Source organism: Brevundimonas guildfordensis, from assembly GCF_014836405.1.
Lineage (GTDB): Bacteria > Pseudomonadota > Alphaproteobacteria > Caulobacterales > Caulobacteraceae > Brevundimonas > Brevundimonas guildfordensis.
In genome coordinates this window covers 203650-219930 of the sequence record NZ_JACSQU010000003.1, presented here as the reverse complement: position 1 = coordinate 219930, position 16281 = coordinate 203650, and the positions used below count along the sequence as shown (strand labels likewise).

Here is a 16281-nt window from a genome sequence, read left to right as displayed (position 1 = left end):
GCTTTCGTAATGTCAGGAGCCGACAGCCCCCTCATCCGTCCGGTCAATCAATCAGCGCCGCCTTGAGTTTGTCGAAGGCCCGGCCGCGATGGCTGACGGCGTCCTTTTCGGCGGCGTCCATCTCGGCGAAGGTCTTGTCCGACCCTTCCGGCTGGAACATGGGGTCGTAGCCGTGGCCGCCGTCGCCGCGCGGCGGGAACACCAGCTGGCCGTCGACCCGGCCCTCGACCACCACGCAGGGCCCGTCCGGCCAGGCCACCGCCAGCGCCGAGGTGAACCAGGCCGAACGATCGCGCGAGCCCGTCTCCTCCAGCCGCTGCTCGACCTTCTGCATGGCCAGGGCGAAGTCCTTGGTCGGCCCGGCCCAGCGCGCCGAATAGATGCCGGGCGCCCCGTCCAGAGCCGCAACGGACAAGCCGGAATCGTCGGCCAGGGCGACCTCGCCCGAGGCCTGGGCCGCATGGCGCGCCTTCAGCATCGCGTTGCCGGCGAAGGTGCTCTCGGTTTCCTCCGGCTCGGGCAGATTCAGCTCGCCCGCCGTGACGATCCGGTAATGTCCGTCCAGCAGCGCCTCGATCTCGCGCGCCTTGCCGGGATTGTGGGTGGCGGCCACGAGCCGCATCCCCTTGATCAGCTTCAGATTCATGGCGCGACCTTACTCCCGTCCCATCCATTGCGAAATGGTAACATCGTTAAACGATATGTAAGTTGGCTTTCGTCAGGGCAGGGCCTATCTTCATTATCAAGAACGGAGGCCGCACCGTTCAAATGCGAGAAACAAATCGCAACAAGCAACCAGCGGTGCAACATAAACGCACAAAAAACGTGCTTTGACGGAGAGACCGATATGCAAGCCATGCGCAAGACCAACATGATGGACCGTCTGGCCCACAGCCTGGGCAACGCCTTCCTCCTGGCCGCCCTGCCGGTCGCGGCGATCGCCCTGATCATTCAAGGCTTCTGATCCTGTCGGATCGGAGGGGGACTTTGACGATCGCCATGAACGCCGCGAAGAATACCGCCGCGTGCGGGTCGGCCGGACCCGCCGCGGCGACGGCGCCTTCTCCTCCGGCCTGAGACGCCGCTCATGATGCGCTTCGCAAACCTGACCCCCGCCGGGAAGTCGAAGCCGCGCCATCGGCGCAACCCCCATCTCCTTACGCCCAATCTGCGGACTTTAGGCCCAGGCTCTGTCGCCAGCGTGCTGAAGATCGCCCTGGACGTCGCCTATGTGGTGATGATCCTCGTGACGGGCCTGCTGCTGCTGCTGTGGGCGGCATCCATCTTCATTCCGCTCGACAATCTGAACGTGACCGTTTCGGACGGAGCCGACGGCCGCGAGATGCCGCTGTCGCGTCCGCTGCTGCTGTTCGGCCTGGGCGCCCTGACCGCCTATTTCGGCGGCTTCCTGCTGATCCTGCGCTATCTGCGCAAGATTTTCCGCACCCTGACCCTTGGCGATCCCTTCCAGCCCGACAACGTCCGTCGCCTGCGCCAGATCGGCCTGATCCTGGCCGTGGTCACTGGCGGCGTCTGGATCGTGCAGGGCCTCGTCGCCTCGCGTCTGGCGCCCGGCGTGATGGAGCCGCAAGGGATCAGCGACCTGCTCACCCCCGTCTTCTCGGTCCTGGTCGTCTTCGTCCTGGCCGAGGTGTTCCGCGAGGGCGCGCGCCTTCGTCGCGAATCCGAACTGACGATCTGACCGGGACACGCTAAAGCTCACCTTATGGCCATCCGCGTCCAACTTGACCGCATCCTCGCCCAGCGCCGCATGTCGCTGACGGAGCTCGCCGACCGCGTCGGCGTGACCGTCGCCAACCTGTCCATCCTCAAGACGGGCAAGGCGCGGGCCGTGCGCTTCACCACGCTGGACGCCCTGTGTCGCGAGCTGGACTGCCAGCCCGGCGACCTTTTGGCCCATGAGCCCGGTCCGCCGGACGCCGTCGACGACGAGGACTGAGGGTGGCCCGCCCCCCTTCGGGCAAGGGAGCGCCTAAAGCCGGCTCCGCGACCAGCGAGGACGACAAGCGCATCTGGGGCCGGGTGACCGCCACGGTGACCCCGCCCGCTCAGCGCAAGGCCGCTCGCGTGACGCCCGGCGCCGTCCTGCCCAACGCCGAGCCCGAGCCGGTCGCGCCTGCCCTTGCGCGCGGCATCGCGGGCAAGAAGCGCACCGCCGCCCTGACCCCAGCCTCCGCCGGGCGCTCGACGACCCCGGCGTCGTTGCCGCGCGCGCCCGAGGCCGCGCGGCCGCCCATCGCCCGGCGCGCCCAGCCCGCGCCGGAAGAGCTTGAGCCCGGCCGCAAGCGCCGCCTGACCCGCGAGCGCGATCCGATCGAGGCGCGCATCGACCTGCACGGCTTCGGTCGCTTCGAAGCCGAAGACCAGCTGCGCGGCTTCCTGATCGGCTGCCAGATGCGCGGCCTGCGCTCGGTTCTGGTGATCACCGGGCAGGGCCGGCGCGGCGACGGCATCATCCGCGCCTCGGTGCATGAATGGCTGACCGGACCGCACCTGCGCGGCGTCGTCTCCGGCTTCGCCCCCGCTCACCGCCGCCACGGCGGCGACGGGGCGCTGTATGTGACGCTGAAGGGGCGCTAGCCCTGCGCGTTCCGAACCGCCGCCGCCCCGGCTATGGGCGCGATCACCAGGGCGAACAGCACATAGGCGCCCAGCAGAGCCAGCGCCGAGGCGGGGCTCTGGCCGCTGGCGGCGCGGGTCAGGGCGCCCGCCCCGAACACCACCGGCGGAATGAACAGCGGCAGCACCACCACCGCGATCAGCAGTCCGCCGCGCCGCGCGCCCAGCGCCAGCGCCGCGCCGAGCGCGCCGGTAAAGGCGAACCCCAGCCCGCCCAGCGCCGCCGAGGCGCCTGTCAGACCGATCAGTTCAGGCGGCTGGCCCAACGCCAGAGCCGCCACCGGCGCCGCGACCGCCAGCGGCAGACCCGTGGCCAGCCACTGCGCCAGCGCCTTGATCCCCACCACCGCCTCCAGCGGCAGAGGGCCGGTCGCCAGAATATCCAGCGCCCCGTCTTCCAGATCGCGCTCGAACATCCGCTCCAGCGACAGCAGCGACGCCAGCGCCAGCGCCATCCAGCTGGCCCCCGACGCCGCCGGGGCCAGAATGCGCGGGTCGCCCCCCGCCGCCAACGGCAGGATGGCGGTCAGGCACAACAGGAAGCCGCAGGCCAGCAACGGCCCGCCGCCGCCCCCCCAGGCCAGCGACAGCTCGCGCGCGAACAGGGCCCGGGCGGCCTTCATCGCACGCCCCCCAAAGTCTGAGCCAGATCCAATGACCGCGCCGCAACCGGCAGCGGATCATGCACGGCGGCCAGGATCATGCCCCCCCTCGCCAGGTGTTCGGCCATCAGTTCGGCGGCGACGCCGCGCCAGGCCTCGTCGAGCGGCGCCAAGGGCTCGTCCAGCAACCACAGGGCGCGCGGGGCGGCGATCAGGCGGGCCAGCGACAGCCGCCGCCTCTGCCCCGCCGACAGCTTTCGCGTCTCCAGATCCAACAGAGGCGCCAGTTTCAGCCGCGCGACCGCCGCGTCCATCGCTTCGCCCGAACCGCCCAGCCACTCGACCTGAAAGCCCAGCTCCTGCCGCGCGGTGCGCTGAGGCTTCAAACCCTCGTGATGGCCCAGCAGATGCAGCGCCAAGCGGCGCGCGGTCTCGGCCTCCATCTCACCCTCGGCGTCATGAAAGGCGACCGTCCCCGCATCCGGGCGGATGAATCCCGCGACCGCGCGCAGAAGGCTGGTCTTGCCCGCCCCATTGGCCCCCGTCAGGGCCGCCGCCTCCCCCGCCGACAGCGAAAAGCTCAGGCCGTCGAACAGCCGCCGCTCGCCGCGCGACAGGCTCAGGGCCTCGATGTCGAGCCGGGTCAGCACTTGCGAGTCTCTCTCAATGTCCACGTCAGGGGTGTGGATACATGGACGACCCCCGCGCGCGGGACTATATGCGCAAGCGCCGCAGCAGGCTTTCGCCGCGCGCGCCGGGGACCTGTGCGCCCCGACGTCCAGCGCGCGAAGGCGCAACCGAATTGTCGGGCGGCGTTTGTCAGAGGACTCATCTCCATGCCGTCGATCGACAGCCTCAAAACCCGCCAGGACCTCGCGGTCGGGCGCAAGAAATACGCCTATTACAGCCTTCCCGCCGCCGAGGAAGCCGGTCTGGCCGGGATTTCCCGCCTGCCGCGCTCGATGAAGGTGCTGCTGGAGAACCTGCTGCGCAACGAAGACGGCGTCTCCGTCACCGAGGACGACCTGAAGGCCGTCGCCGCCTGGATCGAGAACAAGGGCGCCGTCGAGCACGAGATCGCCTTCCGTCCGGCCCGCGTGCTGATGCAGGACTTCACCGGCGTTCCGGCCGTGGTCGACCTGGCCGCCATGCGCGACGCGATGGACAAGCTCGGCGCCGACGCCAAGAAGATCAACCCGCTGGTCCCGGTCGATCTGGTCATCGACCACTCGGTCATGGTCGACCACTTCGGCGACTCCAAGGCTTTCGGCCAGAACGTCGAGCGCGAGTATGAGCGCAACATCGAGCGCTACAACTTCCTGCGCTGGGGCTCGTCGGCCTTCAACAACTTCCGCGTCGTGCCGCCCGGCACCGGCATCTGCCACCAGGTCAACCTGGAGCACCTGGCCCAGACCGTCTGGACCGCCGAGGAAGGCCGCAAGACCGTCGCCTATCCCGACACCGTGGTCGGCACCGACAGCCACACCACCATGATCAACGGCCTGGCCGTTCTGGGCTGGGGCGTCGGCGGCATCGAGGCCGAAGCCGCCATGCTGGGCCAGCCGATCCCGATGCTGATCCCCGAAGTCGTCGGCTTCAAGCTGACCGGCAAGCTGCCGGAAGGCGCGACGGCCACCGACCTGGTGCTGACCGTCACCCAGATGCTGCGCAAGAAGGGCGTGGTCGGCAAGTTCGTGGAATTCTTCGGTCCCGCCATCGCCGGCATGACCATCGAAGACCAGGCCACCATCGCCAACATGGCCCCGGAATACGGCGCCACCTGCGGCTTCTTCCCCGTGTCGCAGGCCACCATCGACTATCTGACGGCCACCGGCCGCGAGAAGGCGCGCGTCGCCCTGGTCGAAGCCTACGCCAAGGCGCAAGGCCTGTGGATCGACGAAACCTCGGAAGACCCGATCTTCACCGACGTACTGGAGCTGGACATCTCGACGGTCGTGCCGTCGCTGGCCGGTCCCAAGCGTCCGCAGGACCGCGTCGAGCTGACCACCGCCGCCCCGGCCTTCGAAACGGCCCTGGGCGAGGTCTTCTCGCGCCCGACCGACGCCGCCCGCGTCGCCGTCGAGGGTGAAAAGTTCGACCTGGGCGACGGCGACGTCGTTATCGCCGCCATCACCTCCTGCACCAACACCTCCAACCCGAGCGTGCTGATCGCCGCCGGTCTGGTGGCGCGCAAGGCGCACGCCCTGGGCCTGAAGGCCAAGCCGTGGGTCAAGACCTCGCTGGCCCCGGGTTCGCAGGTCGTCACCGACTACCTGTCCGACGCCGGCCTGCAGAAGGATCTGGACGCCCTGGGCTTCAACCTGGTCGGCTACGGCTGCACCACCTGCATCGGCAACTCGGGCCCGCTGGATCCGGCCGTCTCCAAGGCGATCAACGACAACGCCCTGGTCGCCACCTCGGTGCTGTCGGGCAACCGCAACTTCGAAGGCCGCGTGAACCCGGACGTCCAGGCCAACTACCTGGCCTCGCCGCCGCTGGTCGTGGCCTACGCCATCGCCGGTTCGATGCGCATCGACATCACCAAGGAGCCGATCGGCCAGGACAAGAAGGGCAACGACGTCTTCCTGAAGGACGTGTGGCCGACCGCGCAAGAAGTCGCCGACATCCAGCGCAAGTCCGTCACGCCCAAGATGTTCGCCAAGCGCTACGCCGACGTCTTCAAGGGCGACGAGCACTGGCAGGCCATCAAGGTCACCGGCGGCCAGACCTATGAGTGGGAAGACACCTCCACCTACGTCCAGAACCCGCCCTACTTCGAGGGCCTGTCGATGGAGCCGGCCCCGGTCAGCGACATCGTCGAGGCGCGCATCCTGGGCATCTTCGGCGACTCGATCACCACCGACCACATCTCTCCGGCCGGTTCGATCAAGAAGGCCTCGCCGGCGGGTCAGTACCTGACCAACCACGGCGTCGACGCCCTGGACTTCAACAGCTACGGCGCCCGCCGCGGCAACCACGAAGTCATGATGCGCGGCACCTTCGCCAACATCCGCATCCGCAACCGCATCACCCCCGACATCGAGGGCGGCGTCACCAAGCACTTCCCCTCGGAAGACACGATGTCGATCTACGATGCGGCCATGCGCTATCAGTCGGAAGGCCGTCCGCTGGTGGTCTTCGCCGGCAAGGAATACGGCACCGGCTCGTCGCGCGACTGGGCGGCCAAGGGCACCCGCCTGCTGGGCGTCCGCGCCGTCATCGCCGAAAGCTATGAGCGCATCCACCGTTCGAACCTGGTCGGCATGGGCGTCGTCCCGCTGCAGTTCAAGGAAGACGGCTGGCAGAAGCTGGGCCTGACGGGCGAAGAGATCGTCACCATCCGCGGCCTGACCGACGCCAACGTCGGCAAGCTGAAGCCGCGTCAGGACCTGTGGGTCGAGCTGTTCCGCCCGTCGGACGGCAAGATGGCCCGCTTCCCGGTCCGCTGCCGCATCGATAACCAGACGGAGCTGGACTACTTCAAGGCCGGCGGCGTCATGCCCTACGTCCTGCGCAACCTGGCGCGCGGCGACGAGAAGTAAGGTCTCAAGCAGCGCGTAAGCGCGTTAGACCAAACAAGAATGAAGGCCGGCGGAGCGATCCGCCGGCCTTTTTTCTCGCCCAACCGCCCCCTTCTTCCTGCCGTCATCCTCGGGCTTGACCCGAGGATCGAGCGCTGCGGCGCGCTCGCCCTTGCCGACGTCTCGCAGGCGGACAACCCGATCCTCGGGTCAAGCCCGAGGATGACGGCGAGGGATAGAGCGGGCGTGAAGGAGGCCTGGCGAGCCAATCGGCCCCGGCGCCTCGCCGCCCGCCTCAATCCAGCTTCAGCGCCTCGGCCAGCAGGCGCGCCTCGGCCGCGCGGCTGGAGCCGGCGCGCCAGGCGACGACGATCTCGCGGCGCGGGGCGTCTTCGGAAATGGGGCGCACGACGACGCCCGGACTGTCGGCCAGCCCCGCCTTCACCGCCATCTGCGGCAGGAAGCTGACCCCCAGCCCCGAAGACACCATCTGCACCAGCGTATGCAGGGAGGTGGCGGCGAAGACGTCCTCGCCGCGCGGCGCCTCGATATTGACCGCCGCCAGGGCCTGGTCGCGCAGGCAGTGCCCGTCCTCCAGCAGGATCAGGTCGTCGGCCTTCAGCATCCCCTCGGGGATCGGCCCGGCGCCAGCCAGCGGATGATCGACCGGGGCCGCGGCCAGAATCTCGTCGTCGCCGATATGGGCGTGGTCGATCCCGGAGGCGTCGTAAGGCAGGGCGATCACAGCGGCGTCCAGCTGGCCCGCCTTCAGTCCGGCGATCAGGCGCGGCGTCAGGTCTTCGCGGATAAACAGGCGCAGGCCCGGATACAGGGTCTTCAGCCCCGGCAGGGTCCGCGGCAGCAGGAAGGGCGCCACCGTCGGGATGATCCCCAGCCGGAACCGGCCGGACAGGGGCTTGCCGGCGTTCTGGGCGGCCTCGACCAGGTCCTCGGTGCGGGCCAGCACGTCCTCGGCCCGGCGCACGGCCTCGGCGCCCACGGCGGTCAGGATCACCGCCCCGCGCGTGCGCTCGACCACCGGCGCGCCCAGAATCCGCTCCAGCTCCTGCACCCCTGACGACAGGGCGGGCTGGCTGACATGGGCGGCCTCCGCGGCGCGGCTGAAGGAGCCGTGCTCGGCCAGGAGCTTGAGATACTGCAGCTGACGCAGGGTGGGCAGAACGGACATGGCACTTCGTGGAAAGCGGAAAAGGCAGACCTACATATAGGACACCTTTATCGATCTGCCAAAAACAATCGATTGGCCTTATAGCAAATCGTGGCGCTTACTCGGGTCCAACGCTACGCAGGAGACCCCATGTCGACGGATCCCAAGTCCCCCATCCTGACCACCACGGCCGGCGCCCCGATCGCCGACAACCAGAACAGCCAGACCGCCGGCCCGCGCGGCCCGGTTCTGCTGCAAGACTATCAGCTGATCGAGAAGCTGGCGCATCAGAACCGCGAGCGCATCCCCGAGCGCACCGTCCACGCCAAGGGCTGGGGCGCCTTCGGAACGCTGACCATCACCGGCGACATTTCGCAGTACACCCGCGCCAAGGCGCTGCAGCCGGGCGCCGTGACGCCGATGCTGGCGCGCTTCTCGACCGTGGCCGGCGAGGCCGGGGCCGCCGACCATGAACGCGACGTGCGCGGCTTCTCGCTGAAGTTCTACACCGAGGAAGGCAACTGGGACCTGGTCGGCAACAATACGCCGGTCTTCTTCGTGCGCGACCCGCTGAAGTTTCCGGACTTCATCCACACGCAGAAGCGCCACCCGCGCACCAATCTGCGCAGCGCCACGGCCATGTGGGACTTCTGGTCGCAAAGCCCGGAAAGCCTGCACCAGCTGACCACCCTGTTCTCGGATCGCGGCCTGCCGATCTCGCCGATGCACATGAACGGCTACGGTTCGCACACCTATTCCTTCTGGAACGAGGCGGGGGAGCGGTTCTGGGTCAAATTCCACTTCAAGACCCAGCAGGGCCACGCCCACTACACCAACGGCCAGGCCGAAGCCGTGATCGGTCAGAGCCGCGAAGGCTATCAGGAGGCCCTGTTCGGCGCGATCGAGAACGGCCGCTTCCCGCGCTGGACCGTCCAGGTCCAGATCATGCCCGAGCTGGACGCCGAGAAGACGCCCTACAACCCGTTCGACCTGACCAAGGTCTGGCCGCACGCCGACTATCCGCCGATCGAGATCGGGGTGATGGAGCTGAACCGCAACGCCGACAACTATTTCAACGAGATCGAACAGGCGGCCTTCAGCCCCAAGAACATCGTGCCCGGCATCGGCTTTTCGCCGGACAAGATGCTGCAGGGTCGGATCTTCGCCTATGCCGACGCCCAGCGTTATCGCCTGGGCGCGCATTACGAGTCCCTGCCGGTCAACCGGCCGCGCTGTCCGGTGCACACCTATCACAAGGACGGGGCCATGAACTTCATGCCGAACAACCCCAATCCTGACGCCTATTACGAGCCCAACTCCTTCTCAGGCCCGGCGCAGGCGCCGCAGTATCGCGAGCCGCCGCTGCGCCTGTCGGGCGACGCCGACCGCTGGGATCACCGCTCGGGCAACGACGACTACAGCCAGCCGCGCGCCCTGTTCGAACTGTTCGACGCCGATCAGAAGGCCCGCCTGTTCGCCAACCTGGCCGCCGCCATGCAGGGCGTGCCGGACTTCATCCTGGAGCGTCAGTTCGCCCACTTCGATCGCGTCCATCCCGACTATGGCGCCGGGGTCCGCGCGGCGGTCGCAGCAGACCGTCGTCGGGCCGGCGAAGAGCCCTCGGCCCTGCCCATGCACCTGGAGGTCGCCGCCCGTCTGCAGGGCGCCGGCTAGGTTCCATCGGCCCTGCCGCGCCCATAAATCAAATCTATTCAACATAGCAAAATGATCGATTTGACTTTGCGTGCCCCAGAGCCCATCTGAGACCCACGGCGGGTCGCTCACCCCGATCCGCCGACCCATTTCGTCAACCAAGCTCTTAGGAGAAGCGCGATGCTCGGCGTCGGTCAAAAACTGCCTGATTTCAAAATTATCGGCGTCAAGCCGGGCTTCAACAGCCACGAAGAAAACGGCGCCTCGGCGTTCGAAACGGTCACCCAGGACAGCTTCGAGGGCAAGTGGAAGGTCATCTTCTTCTACCCGAAGGACTTCACCTTCGTCTGCCCGACCGAAATCGCCGCCTTCGCCAAGCTGGGCAAGGACTTCGAGGACCGCGACACCGTGGTTCTGGGCGGCTCGACCGACAACGAGTTCACCAAGCTGGCCTGGCGTCGTGACCACGCCGACCTGAACAAGCTGCCGATCTGGCAGTTCGCCGACAACGGCGGCAAGCTGGCCCGCGCCCTGGGCGTGCTGGACGAAGAAGAAGGCGTGGCCCTGCGCGCGACCTTCGTCGTCGACCCGCACAACGTCATCCAGCACGTCTACGTCACCAACCTGAACGTCGGCCGTTCGCCGGAAGACACCCTGCGCGTCGTCGACGCCCTGCAGACCGACGAACTGTGCGCCTGCAACCGCCCGGTCGGCGGCGACACCCTGGCCGCTTAAGTACTGGCCAAGGTCGAGACGACCAGGCCCGGACCGCGTGAGTAGGGTCCGGGCCACCCCTCGAAAGAGGCGGCGGCGGGCGACTGTCGCCGCCTTTGTTGGTTTTTAGGGCGCTATGCTCGGCTCGCGGAGCCTCGCGGCTTGAGCGCTTATCCTAATCATGCGGCTCAAGAAGTGAGCGACCGCGTCGCGAGCGATAGCCGCTTTTCAAAGCGCCGCTTCCTGAAAGGAACACGAAAATGTCCATCGACGCCCTTCGCGACCTGATCCCGGCCTATGGCAAGGACATCTCGCTGAACCTGTCCTCGCTCGCCAATGAGACCGTGCTGAACGACCAGCAGAAGTGGGGCTGCTTCCTGGCCTCGGCCCACGCCATCGGCGTCGGCCCCGTCGTCAAGCTGATCGAGGCCCAGGCCGAGACGGTGCTGTCGCCCGAGGCGATGAACGCCGCCAAGGCCGCCGCCGCCATCATGGGCATGAACAACATCTACTATCGTTCGCTGCACCTGATGAAGAACCAGGAATACACCACCCTGCCGGCCAAGCTGCGGATGAACGTCATCGGCAACCCCGGCGTCGACAAGCTGGACTTCGAGCTGTGGTCCACCGCCGTGTCGGCCATCAACGGCTGCGGCGCCTGCATCGACGCCCACGAGGGCGAACTGCGCAAGCACGCCGTGCCGAACGTGCAGATCCAGGCCGCCCTGCGTATCGGCGCCGTGGTCCACGCCGCCAGCCGGATCATCGCCTCGGAGACGGCGCTGCGCGCCTGATCGAAGGTCCCGGTCCGACAAGAGAAAGGCGCGGAGCGATCCGCGCCTTTTTTCTTGTCCTGTCGTCGGCCGACGAGCTCAGTCGGCGTCGGCGCCTTGTTCCACCAACTCGCGCATCAGATCGACCACCAGCTTCTGCTGGCGCGCCGACAGCCGCGGCGCCAGACGCCCCATCTCGATGGTCTGACGGGTGGCGGGGAAGTCGTGCACGAACGGCTCGGCCGCGTCCTCCGCCATGCCCGGCTGAACCGCCGTGGCCAGCCCCTCGAAGAAGTAGCCGATTTCGACGCCAAAGAAGCGGGCGATGTCCCACAGCTTGGACGCCGAGATGCGGTTGGCGCCCTTTTCGTACTTCTGCACCTGCTGGAAGGTGACCCCCAGCGCCTGGCCCAGATCGGTCTGGTTGTAGCCCAGGGCGATACGCTTCTCGCACACGCGCCGACCCACATGCCGGTCCACCAGATGGGGGCCCTCCGCCCCCGCACTCCTGACCATGTCCAGACCCTTCCCCATTCGTCCTAGCGGCATGCCGTCGCTGCGGGCCGCTGTCATGCGTTTTCGCGTCTCAGGGGCGCCGCACGTCAAGATTAACGCGCCAGTCCCGTGTTTCCGGCGCGACGGCGCCCCGCCGTGAGCATGAGGATCAGCCCCACGGCGAACCCCAGGTCGCCCCAGCGGCCATAGAGCGTCGGCGACGCAGGCTCCGGCAGCCGCACGTCAATGATCCCCGCCTGACCCGGATCCAGCCGCCTGCCCTCGACGATCCGGCCCCACGGGTCGATCATCGCCGAGACGCCCGTGGGCGTCGCCCGCGCCACCGGCAGGCCCGTCTCCAGCGCCCGATAGGAGGCCAGGTTCAGGTGCTGGCGTGGACCCGACGTCTTGCCGAACCAGGCGTCGTTGGAGACGTTGACGATCCACGCCGGGCGCGTCTGCGCCGTCGCGGGCGTGAAGCCGGGATAGAGGGCCTCGTAGCAGATCAGCGGCTGCACCGGCGGGGCGTTGACCAGGCTGATCGGCGCCGGCGCGGGACCGGCGGTGAAGTCGGCCGGCACATGCACCAGGCTGCGCACGCCGATCCTGCTCATCAGGTCGCCCAGCGGCAGGTACTCGCCGAACGGCACCAGCCGATGCTTGTCGTAGATCGGACCGATGCGCAGGCCCGCCGCCCCTTCGTCATGCAGGGCGAACAGGCTGTTGTAGTAACGGGCGCCGGTCTCCGCGCTCGGATCAGGCTCGCCTCGGCTCAGGCCCGCCAGAAGCGTCTGGCCGGTCTGCAGAGCCGCCGCCACCGCCTGGGCGTCGGACGAGGCGAACAGGTCGTTGGCCGTGGTCGGCAGGGCGCCCTCGGGCCAGATCACCACGTCGGGGAGCGCCTCGGCCGGGCGCGCGGTCAGCTCCAGATAGCGGCCCAGGATCGCCTGATAAGCCTCCGGGCTCCACTTGTAGTCCTGCGGAATATCGGCCTGAACCAGCCGCACCAGCGTCGGCGTCTCCACCACCTTCGCCGAGGACAGGCGCACGGCTCCGAAGGCGAACAGACCGGCCAGCGTCAGCACGCCCAGCCCCGCCGCGATCAGACGCGGGCGTCGCGGCCCGGCGTCCATCAGCGGCGCGAAGGCGCTGACCGCCGCCACCGTGATCAGGCCCAGCCCATAGACCCCGGCGACCGAGGCGAACTGCGACATGGCCGATCCGGCCGCCCAGCCGGCGCCCGCCGGATTCCACGGAAAGCCGGTCAGCACATGGCCGCGCGTCCATTCCAGCAGGGCGAACAGGGCGGCGAACAGCAGGACGCGCTGGACGCCGTTGGGCTTCGACCAGCGATAGGCCATCGCCGCCAGCCCCCAGAACAGCCCCATGCCCGCCGGCAGCAGGCTGGCCGCAAACGGCGCCATCCACGCCTGGGCCGGGTTGACCAGGAAGGCCTCGGCCACCCACCAGCAGCCGATGAAGAAATAGGCGAAACCCGCCAGCCAGCCGACCCAGAAGCCGCCCTTCAGCCCCCCGGCCCGATCCGCCAGCAGCAACAGCAGCGGATAACCCAGCAGTCCCGGCAGGAAGCCGAACGGCGGATGGACCAGGGCGGCGCCCGCCCCGGCCAGAAGCGCCAGGGCGATCCGACCCCAGCGGTTGTACATCACGCAGATGAAGCGGGCGGCCAGCGCCCCGCTCACGCGGCGCCCTCATGCTCGGCCGCCCCATTCTCGCTGGCATAGGGATCGGCGACGCCCAGTTCGGCCAGGATCTCGCGCTCCTCGGCCTCCATCTCCTCGGCCTCGGCGTCGTCCTCGTGATCGCGGCCCAGCAGGTGCAGCACGCCGTGGACGACGAGATGGCTCAGATGATCGGACAGGGATTTTCCCTGCGCCTGCGCCTCCGCCGCGCAATAGGCGTAGCCCAGCACCACGTCGCCCAGATGCGGAAAGGCGCTTTCGGCGGCCGGGAAGGACAGCACGTTCGTCGGCCGGTCCTTGTCGCGGAAACGCGCGTTAAGATCCTGCACCGCCGCGTCGTCGGCCAGCAGCACCACGACATCGCCCTCGACCGTCGCCAGGGCCGCCGCGGCGGCGCGCTCGACGATCGCCGCCGCCTCGGGCAGGGCCTGCGTCCAGCCGTCGCTGTCGATCTCGACCTCGATCATCAGGCGTCGTCCTCAAGGTCAGGGAAGGGGCGGCTGCGCGCCGCGTCGCTGTCATAGGCGCGCACGATGCGCTCGACCATGGCGTGGCGCACCACGTCCTCGGACTTGAACTGCTGGACGCCGACGCCCTCAACGTCCTTCAGGATGCGCAGGGCGTGGGCCAGGCCGGAATCGCGCGGGTTCAGCAGGTCGACCTGCGACGGGTCGCCCGTCACCACCATGCGGGCGCCCTCGCCCAGACGGGTCAGCACCATCTTCATCTGCATCCGCGAGGTGTTCTGCGCCTCATCGACGATGATGAAGGCGTGGCTCAGCGTGCGGCCGCGCATGAAGGCGATGGGGGCGGCCTCGATCTCGCCCTTCTCGCGACGACGGCGCACGTCGTCGACGCCCAGGATGTCGTTCAGCGACTCCCAGATCGGGGCCAGATAGGGGTCGACCTTCTCGTTCAGATCGCCCGGCAGGAAGCCCAGCTTCTCGCCCGCCTCGACCGCCGGGCGGGTGATGACCAGCCGGTCCACCTGCCCCCGCTTCAGCAGGGAGGCGCCATAGGCCGCCGCCAGGAAGGTCTTGCCCGTGCCCGCCGGGCCGACGCCGAAGGTCAGTTCGCAGCGGCCCAGCATCTCGAGATAGCGCGCCTGCGACGCCGTCTTAGGGGCGATGGCGCCGCGACGGCCGACCGGCAGGGCGGCGCCTTCGGGCACGCTTCGTCCCGTGCTGCGGCCCGCCGGTTCGGCGCGCGGCTGGGTGACGGCGGCGCCGAGCGCGGTGCGCACGTCGGCCTCGGTAATTTCGGCGCCCGCCTCGGCCCGGTTCGACAGGGCCTCGATGACGCGGCGCGCCTGCGCCCGGTCCCGCGTCGAGCCGTTGATCGACACCCCGCCGCCCGGCGTCTCGACCAGCACCTTGAAGGCGTCCTCGATCAAAGCCAGGTGGCGGCTCTGCGGCCCGATGACGGCGCGCAACGCCGCATCGCTAAGGGACAGGAACTCGGACTCTCGCGCCATGAGGTCTCCTTTTTGGGTCCCCTATCGCCTCGCACGCGGTGCGAGCCTGCTTGAGGGGGATTGTGAGTGTCCCTAACGCCGCTCGCGCCGCATGCGTTGAGAGATATCCGTCAGTTGGTCTGGATCAGGCGACCGGACAGGCTGTTCTGCTGGCCGCTGATGATCTCGACCGGAACGATCCGGCCGATCAGTTGATCCGCGTCGTCGACGTGGACCGATTGCAGATAGGGCGAGCGACCGATGGCCTGGGCGCCGTGGCGGCCCTTCTTCTCGAACAGCACCGGCAGGACTCGCCCGGCCAGCGACTGGTTGAAGGCCACCTGCTGCTCGGTCAGCAGAGCCTGAAGGGCGTGCAGCCGTTCCTTGGCCACGGCGTCCGGAACCTGAGCCGCCATCGTCGCGGCGGGGGTGCCGGGGCGCGGCGAATACATGAAGGAGAAGGCGCTGGCGTAGTTCACCCGCCGCACCAGATCCATGGTGTCCTCGAAATCGCGGTCCGTCTCGCCGGGGAAGCCGACGATGAAGTCACCCGCCATCGCCATGTCCGGCCGCGCTTCGCGGATGCGGTCGATCAGGTCGAAATATTTCTGACGCCCATGCTTGCGGTTCATCAGGCGCAGAATGCGGTCCGAGCCCGCCTGCACCGGCAGGTGCAGATAGGGCATCAGGGCGTCCAGATCGCCGTGCGCCGCGATCAGGTCGTCCGACATGTCGTTCGGATGGCTGGTCGTATAGCGAATGCGATCCAGTCCCGGAATTTCAGCCAGGGCATAGGCCAGCCGCGCCAGGGTGAACGGCTTTCCGTCGGGCCCTTCGCCGTCGTAGGCGTTGACGTTCTGGCCCAGCAGGGTGACTTCGCGCACCCCCCGATCGGCCAGGGCGCGGGCCTCGTCCAACACCGCCGCGACCGGCCGCGACCATTCGGCGCCGCGCGTATAGGGCACCACGCAGAAGGTGCAGAACTTGTCGCAGCCTTCCTGCACCGTGAGAAAGGCGGTGACCCCTTCGGTCCCGCGCGTCGCCGGCAGGGCGTCGAACTTTTCATTGGGGGCGAAGTCGGCGCCGATGCGCTCGCCGCGCGCCCGCGCCGTGCGGGTCAGCAGCTCCGGCAGCTGGTGATAGGCCTGCGGTCCGACGACCAGATCGACCGCCGGCTGGCGCTTCATGATCTCCTCGCCCTCGGCCTGGGCGACGCAGCCCGCCACGGCGATGGTCATGCCGCCCTGCCCCGCCGCCGCCCGCCGCTCCTTCATCTCGCGCAGCTTGCCGAGTTCGGAATAGACCTTTTCGGCCGCCTTCTCGCGGATGTGGCAGGTGTTCAGGATGACGAAGTCGGCGCCGTCCGCCGTGTCCGTCGGCGCATAGCCCAGCGGCCGCAGCACGTCGGCCATGCGTTCGGAATCATAGACGTTCATCTGACAGCCGTAGGTCTTGATGAACAGGCGCTTGGGCGCGGCCCCGCCTTCCGGCGCGCCGCCATCCTCCAGGACGGGCTTGTCGAGCGTATCGGTCATGCCCGGCTTATGATCGCCGAAACC

At 68.4% G+C, this 16281-nt stretch carries 16 protein-coding genes; 7 read left to right on the top strand and 9 right to left on the bottom strand.

Annotated elements, in window-relative coordinates:
* Positions 1–43: 43 nt before the first annotated feature.
* Entirely contained in the window at positions 44–646 is a 603-nt protein-coding gene (gene rdgB, locus H9656_RS12620; RefSeq protein ID WP_191744613.1) for an RdgB/HAM1 family non-canonical purine NTP pyrophosphatase, read from the bottom strand.
* A 555-nt stretch (positions 647–1201) separates the two neighbouring features.
* Here rdgB and H9656_RS12615 point away from each other — a divergent pair.
* The 3 genes from H9656_RS12615 to H9656_RS14280 are packed head-to-tail and all read left to right on the top strand — an operon-like array spanning position 1202 to position 2601.
* Positions 1202–1702, top strand: a complete 501-nt coding sequence (locus tag H9656_RS12615) for a DUF2975 domain-containing protein (protein WP_191744612.1) — start codon at positions 1202–1204, stop codon at positions 1700–1702.
* 24 nt (positions 1703–1726) lie between these two features.
* A complete protein-coding gene (locus tag H9656_RS12610) occupies positions 1727–1960 on the top strand; it encodes a helix-turn-helix domain-containing protein (RefSeq protein WP_024354407.1) in 234 nt (77 codons plus the stop codon).
* 2 nt (positions 1961–1962) lie between these two features.
* Positions 1963–2601 (top strand): Smr/MutS family protein, encoded by a 639-nt coding sequence (locus tag H9656_RS14280; RefSeq protein ID WP_191744611.1) that lies wholly within the window; start codon positions 1963–1965, stop codon positions 2599–2601.
* Here H9656_RS14280 and ccmB read toward each other — a convergent pair.
* Together ccmB and ccmA are read right to left on the bottom strand one after the other, a co-directional pair.
* Entirely contained in the window at positions 2598–3263 is a 666-nt protein-coding gene (ccmB, locus tag H9656_RS12600) for a heme exporter protein CcmB (RefSeq protein WP_191744610.1), read from the bottom strand. The two genes, H9656_RS14280 and ccmB, sit on opposite strands and share 4 nt — an antisense overlap.
* Complete coding sequence (gene ccmA / locus H9656_RS12595; RefSeq protein ID WP_191744609.1) at positions 3260–3892, bottom strand: heme ABC exporter ATP-binding protein CcmA; 633 nt, start codon at positions 3890–3892, stop codon at positions 3260–3262. The genes ccmB and ccmA overlap by 4 nt, the downstream gene beginning before the upstream one ends.
* A 186-nt stretch (positions 3893–4078) precedes the next feature.
* Between ccmA and acnA the strand changes: the two genes are divergently transcribed.
* Positions 4079–6784: an aconitate hydratase AcnA gene (acnA, locus tag H9656_RS12590; protein ID WP_191744608.1), complete on the top strand. Its 2706-nt coding sequence runs from the start codon at positions 4079–4081 to the stop codon at positions 6782–6784.
* A gap of 274 nt (positions 6785–7058) precedes the next feature.
* Here acnA and H9656_RS12585 read toward each other — a convergent pair whose 3' ends face one another.
* Positions 7059–7952 carry a hydrogen peroxide-inducible genes activator gene (locus H9656_RS12585; protein ID WP_191744607.1) on the bottom strand — a complete coding sequence of 298 codons (894 nt, stop codon included), beginning with the start codon at positions 7950–7952 and terminating at the stop codon, positions 7059–7061.
* Positions 7953–8081: 129 nt separating this feature from the next.
* On the opposite strand from H9656_RS12585, the gene H9656_RS12580 reads away from it, so the two are divergent.
* From H9656_RS12580 to H9656_RS12570, 3 genes are all read left to right on the top strand, one after another.
* Positions 8082–9605, top strand: coding sequence for a catalase (locus tag H9656_RS12580; RefSeq protein ID WP_191744606.1), 1524 nt, complete (start codon positions 8082–8084; stop codon positions 9603–9605).
* 159 nt (positions 9606–9764) lie between these two features.
* Positions 9765–10319 carry a peroxiredoxin gene (locus tag H9656_RS12575; protein ID WP_191744605.1) on the top strand — a complete coding sequence of 185 codons (555 nt, stop codon included), beginning with the start codon at positions 9765–9767 and terminating at the stop codon, positions 10317–10319.
* 239 nt (positions 10320–10558) lie between these two features.
* The gene (locus H9656_RS12570) at positions 10559–11092 is read left to right on the top strand and encodes a carboxymuconolactone decarboxylase family protein (protein ID WP_191744604.1); all 534 of its coding nucleotides are present in this window, start codon (positions 10559–10561) and stop codon (positions 11090–11092) included.
* Positions 11093–11170: 78 nt separating this feature from the next.
* Here H9656_RS12570 and H9656_RS12565 read toward each other — a convergent pair whose 3' ends face one another.
* The 5 genes from H9656_RS12565 to miaB all read right to left on the bottom strand — a co-directional run bounded on the left by H9656_RS12565 (position 11171) and on the right by miaB (position 16257).
* Entirely contained in the window at positions 11171–11587 is a 417-nt protein-coding gene (locus H9656_RS12565; protein ID WP_191744829.1) for a helix-turn-helix domain-containing protein, read from the bottom strand.
* Between the two features lie 92 nt (positions 11588–11679).
* Positions 11680–13233, bottom strand: coding sequence for an apolipoprotein N-acyltransferase (lnt, locus tag H9656_RS12560; RefSeq protein WP_225212541.1), 1554 nt, complete (start codon positions 13231–13233; stop codon positions 11680–11682).
* A gap of 32 nt (positions 13234–13265) precedes the next feature.
* Positions 13266–13736, bottom strand: coding sequence for an rRNA maturation RNase YbeY (gene ybeY / locus H9656_RS12555; protein ID WP_191744602.1), 471 nt, complete (start codon positions 13734–13736; stop codon positions 13266–13268).
* Positions 13736–14743 carry a PhoH family protein gene (locus H9656_RS12550; RefSeq protein ID WP_191744601.1) on the bottom strand — a complete coding sequence of 336 codons (1008 nt, stop codon included), beginning with the start codon at positions 14741–14743 and terminating at the stop codon, positions 13736–13738. The genes ybeY and H9656_RS12550 overlap by 1 nt, the downstream gene beginning before the upstream one ends.
* Positions 14744–14853: 110 nt before the next feature.
* Entirely contained in the window at positions 14854–16257 is a 1404-nt protein-coding gene (gene miaB, locus H9656_RS12545; protein WP_191744600.1) for a tRNA (N6-isopentenyl adenosine(37)-C2)-methylthiotransferase MiaB, read from the bottom strand.
* Between the last annotated feature and the right edge of the window lie 24 nt (positions 16258–16281).

Bases quoted from the DNA above. Each gene is read 5' to 3' on its own strand.
- miaB (WP_191744600.1), bottom strand. From the start codon at position 16,257: ATGACCGATACGCTCGACAAGCCCGTCCTGGAGGATGGCGGCGCGCCG.
- H9656_RS12575 (WP_191744605.1), top strand. From the start codon at position 9,765: ATGCTCGGCGTCGGTCAAAAACTGCCTGATTTCAAAATTATCGGCGTC.
- H9656_RS12550 (WP_191744601.1), bottom strand. From the start codon at position 14,743: ATGGCGCGAGAGTCCGAGTTCCTGTCCCTTAGCGATGCGGCGTTGCGC.
- acnA (WP_191744608.1), top strand. From the start codon at position 4,079: ATGCCGTCGATCGACAGCCTCAAAACCCGCCAGGACCTCGCGGTCGGG.
- lnt (WP_225212541.1), bottom strand. From the start codon at position 13,233: ATGTACAACCGCTGGGGTCGGATCGCCCTGGCGCTTCTGGCCGGGGCG.
- H9656_RS12580 (WP_191744606.1), top strand. From the start codon at position 8,082: ATGTCGACGGATCCCAAGTCCCCCATCCTGACCACCACGGCCGGCGCC.
- ccmB (WP_191744610.1), bottom strand. From the start codon at position 3,263: ATGAAGGCCGCCCGGGCCCTGTTCGCGCGCGAGCTGTCGCTGGCCTGG.
- ybeY (WP_191744602.1), bottom strand. From the start codon at position 13,736: ATGATCGAGGTCGAGATCGACAGCGACGGCTGGACGCAGGCCCTGCCC.
- H9656_RS12585 (WP_191744607.1), bottom strand. From the start codon at position 7,952: ATGTCCGTTCTGCCCACCCTGCGTCAGCTGCAGTATCTCAAGCTCCTG.
- rdgB (WP_191744613.1), bottom strand. From the start codon at position 646: ATGAATCTGAAGCTGATCAAGGGGATGCGGCTCGTGGCCGCCACCCAC.
- H9656_RS12570 (WP_191744604.1), top strand. From the start codon at position 10,559: ATGTCCATCGACGCCCTTCGCGACCTGATCCCGGCCTATGGCAAGGAC.
- H9656_RS12610 (WP_024354407.1), top strand. From the start codon at position 1,727: ATGGCCATCCGCGTCCAACTTGACCGCATCCTCGCCCAGCGCCGCATG.
- H9656_RS12565 (WP_191744829.1), bottom strand. From the start codon at position 11,587: ATGGTCAGGAGTGCGGGGGCGGAGGGCCCCCATCTGGTGGACCGGCAT.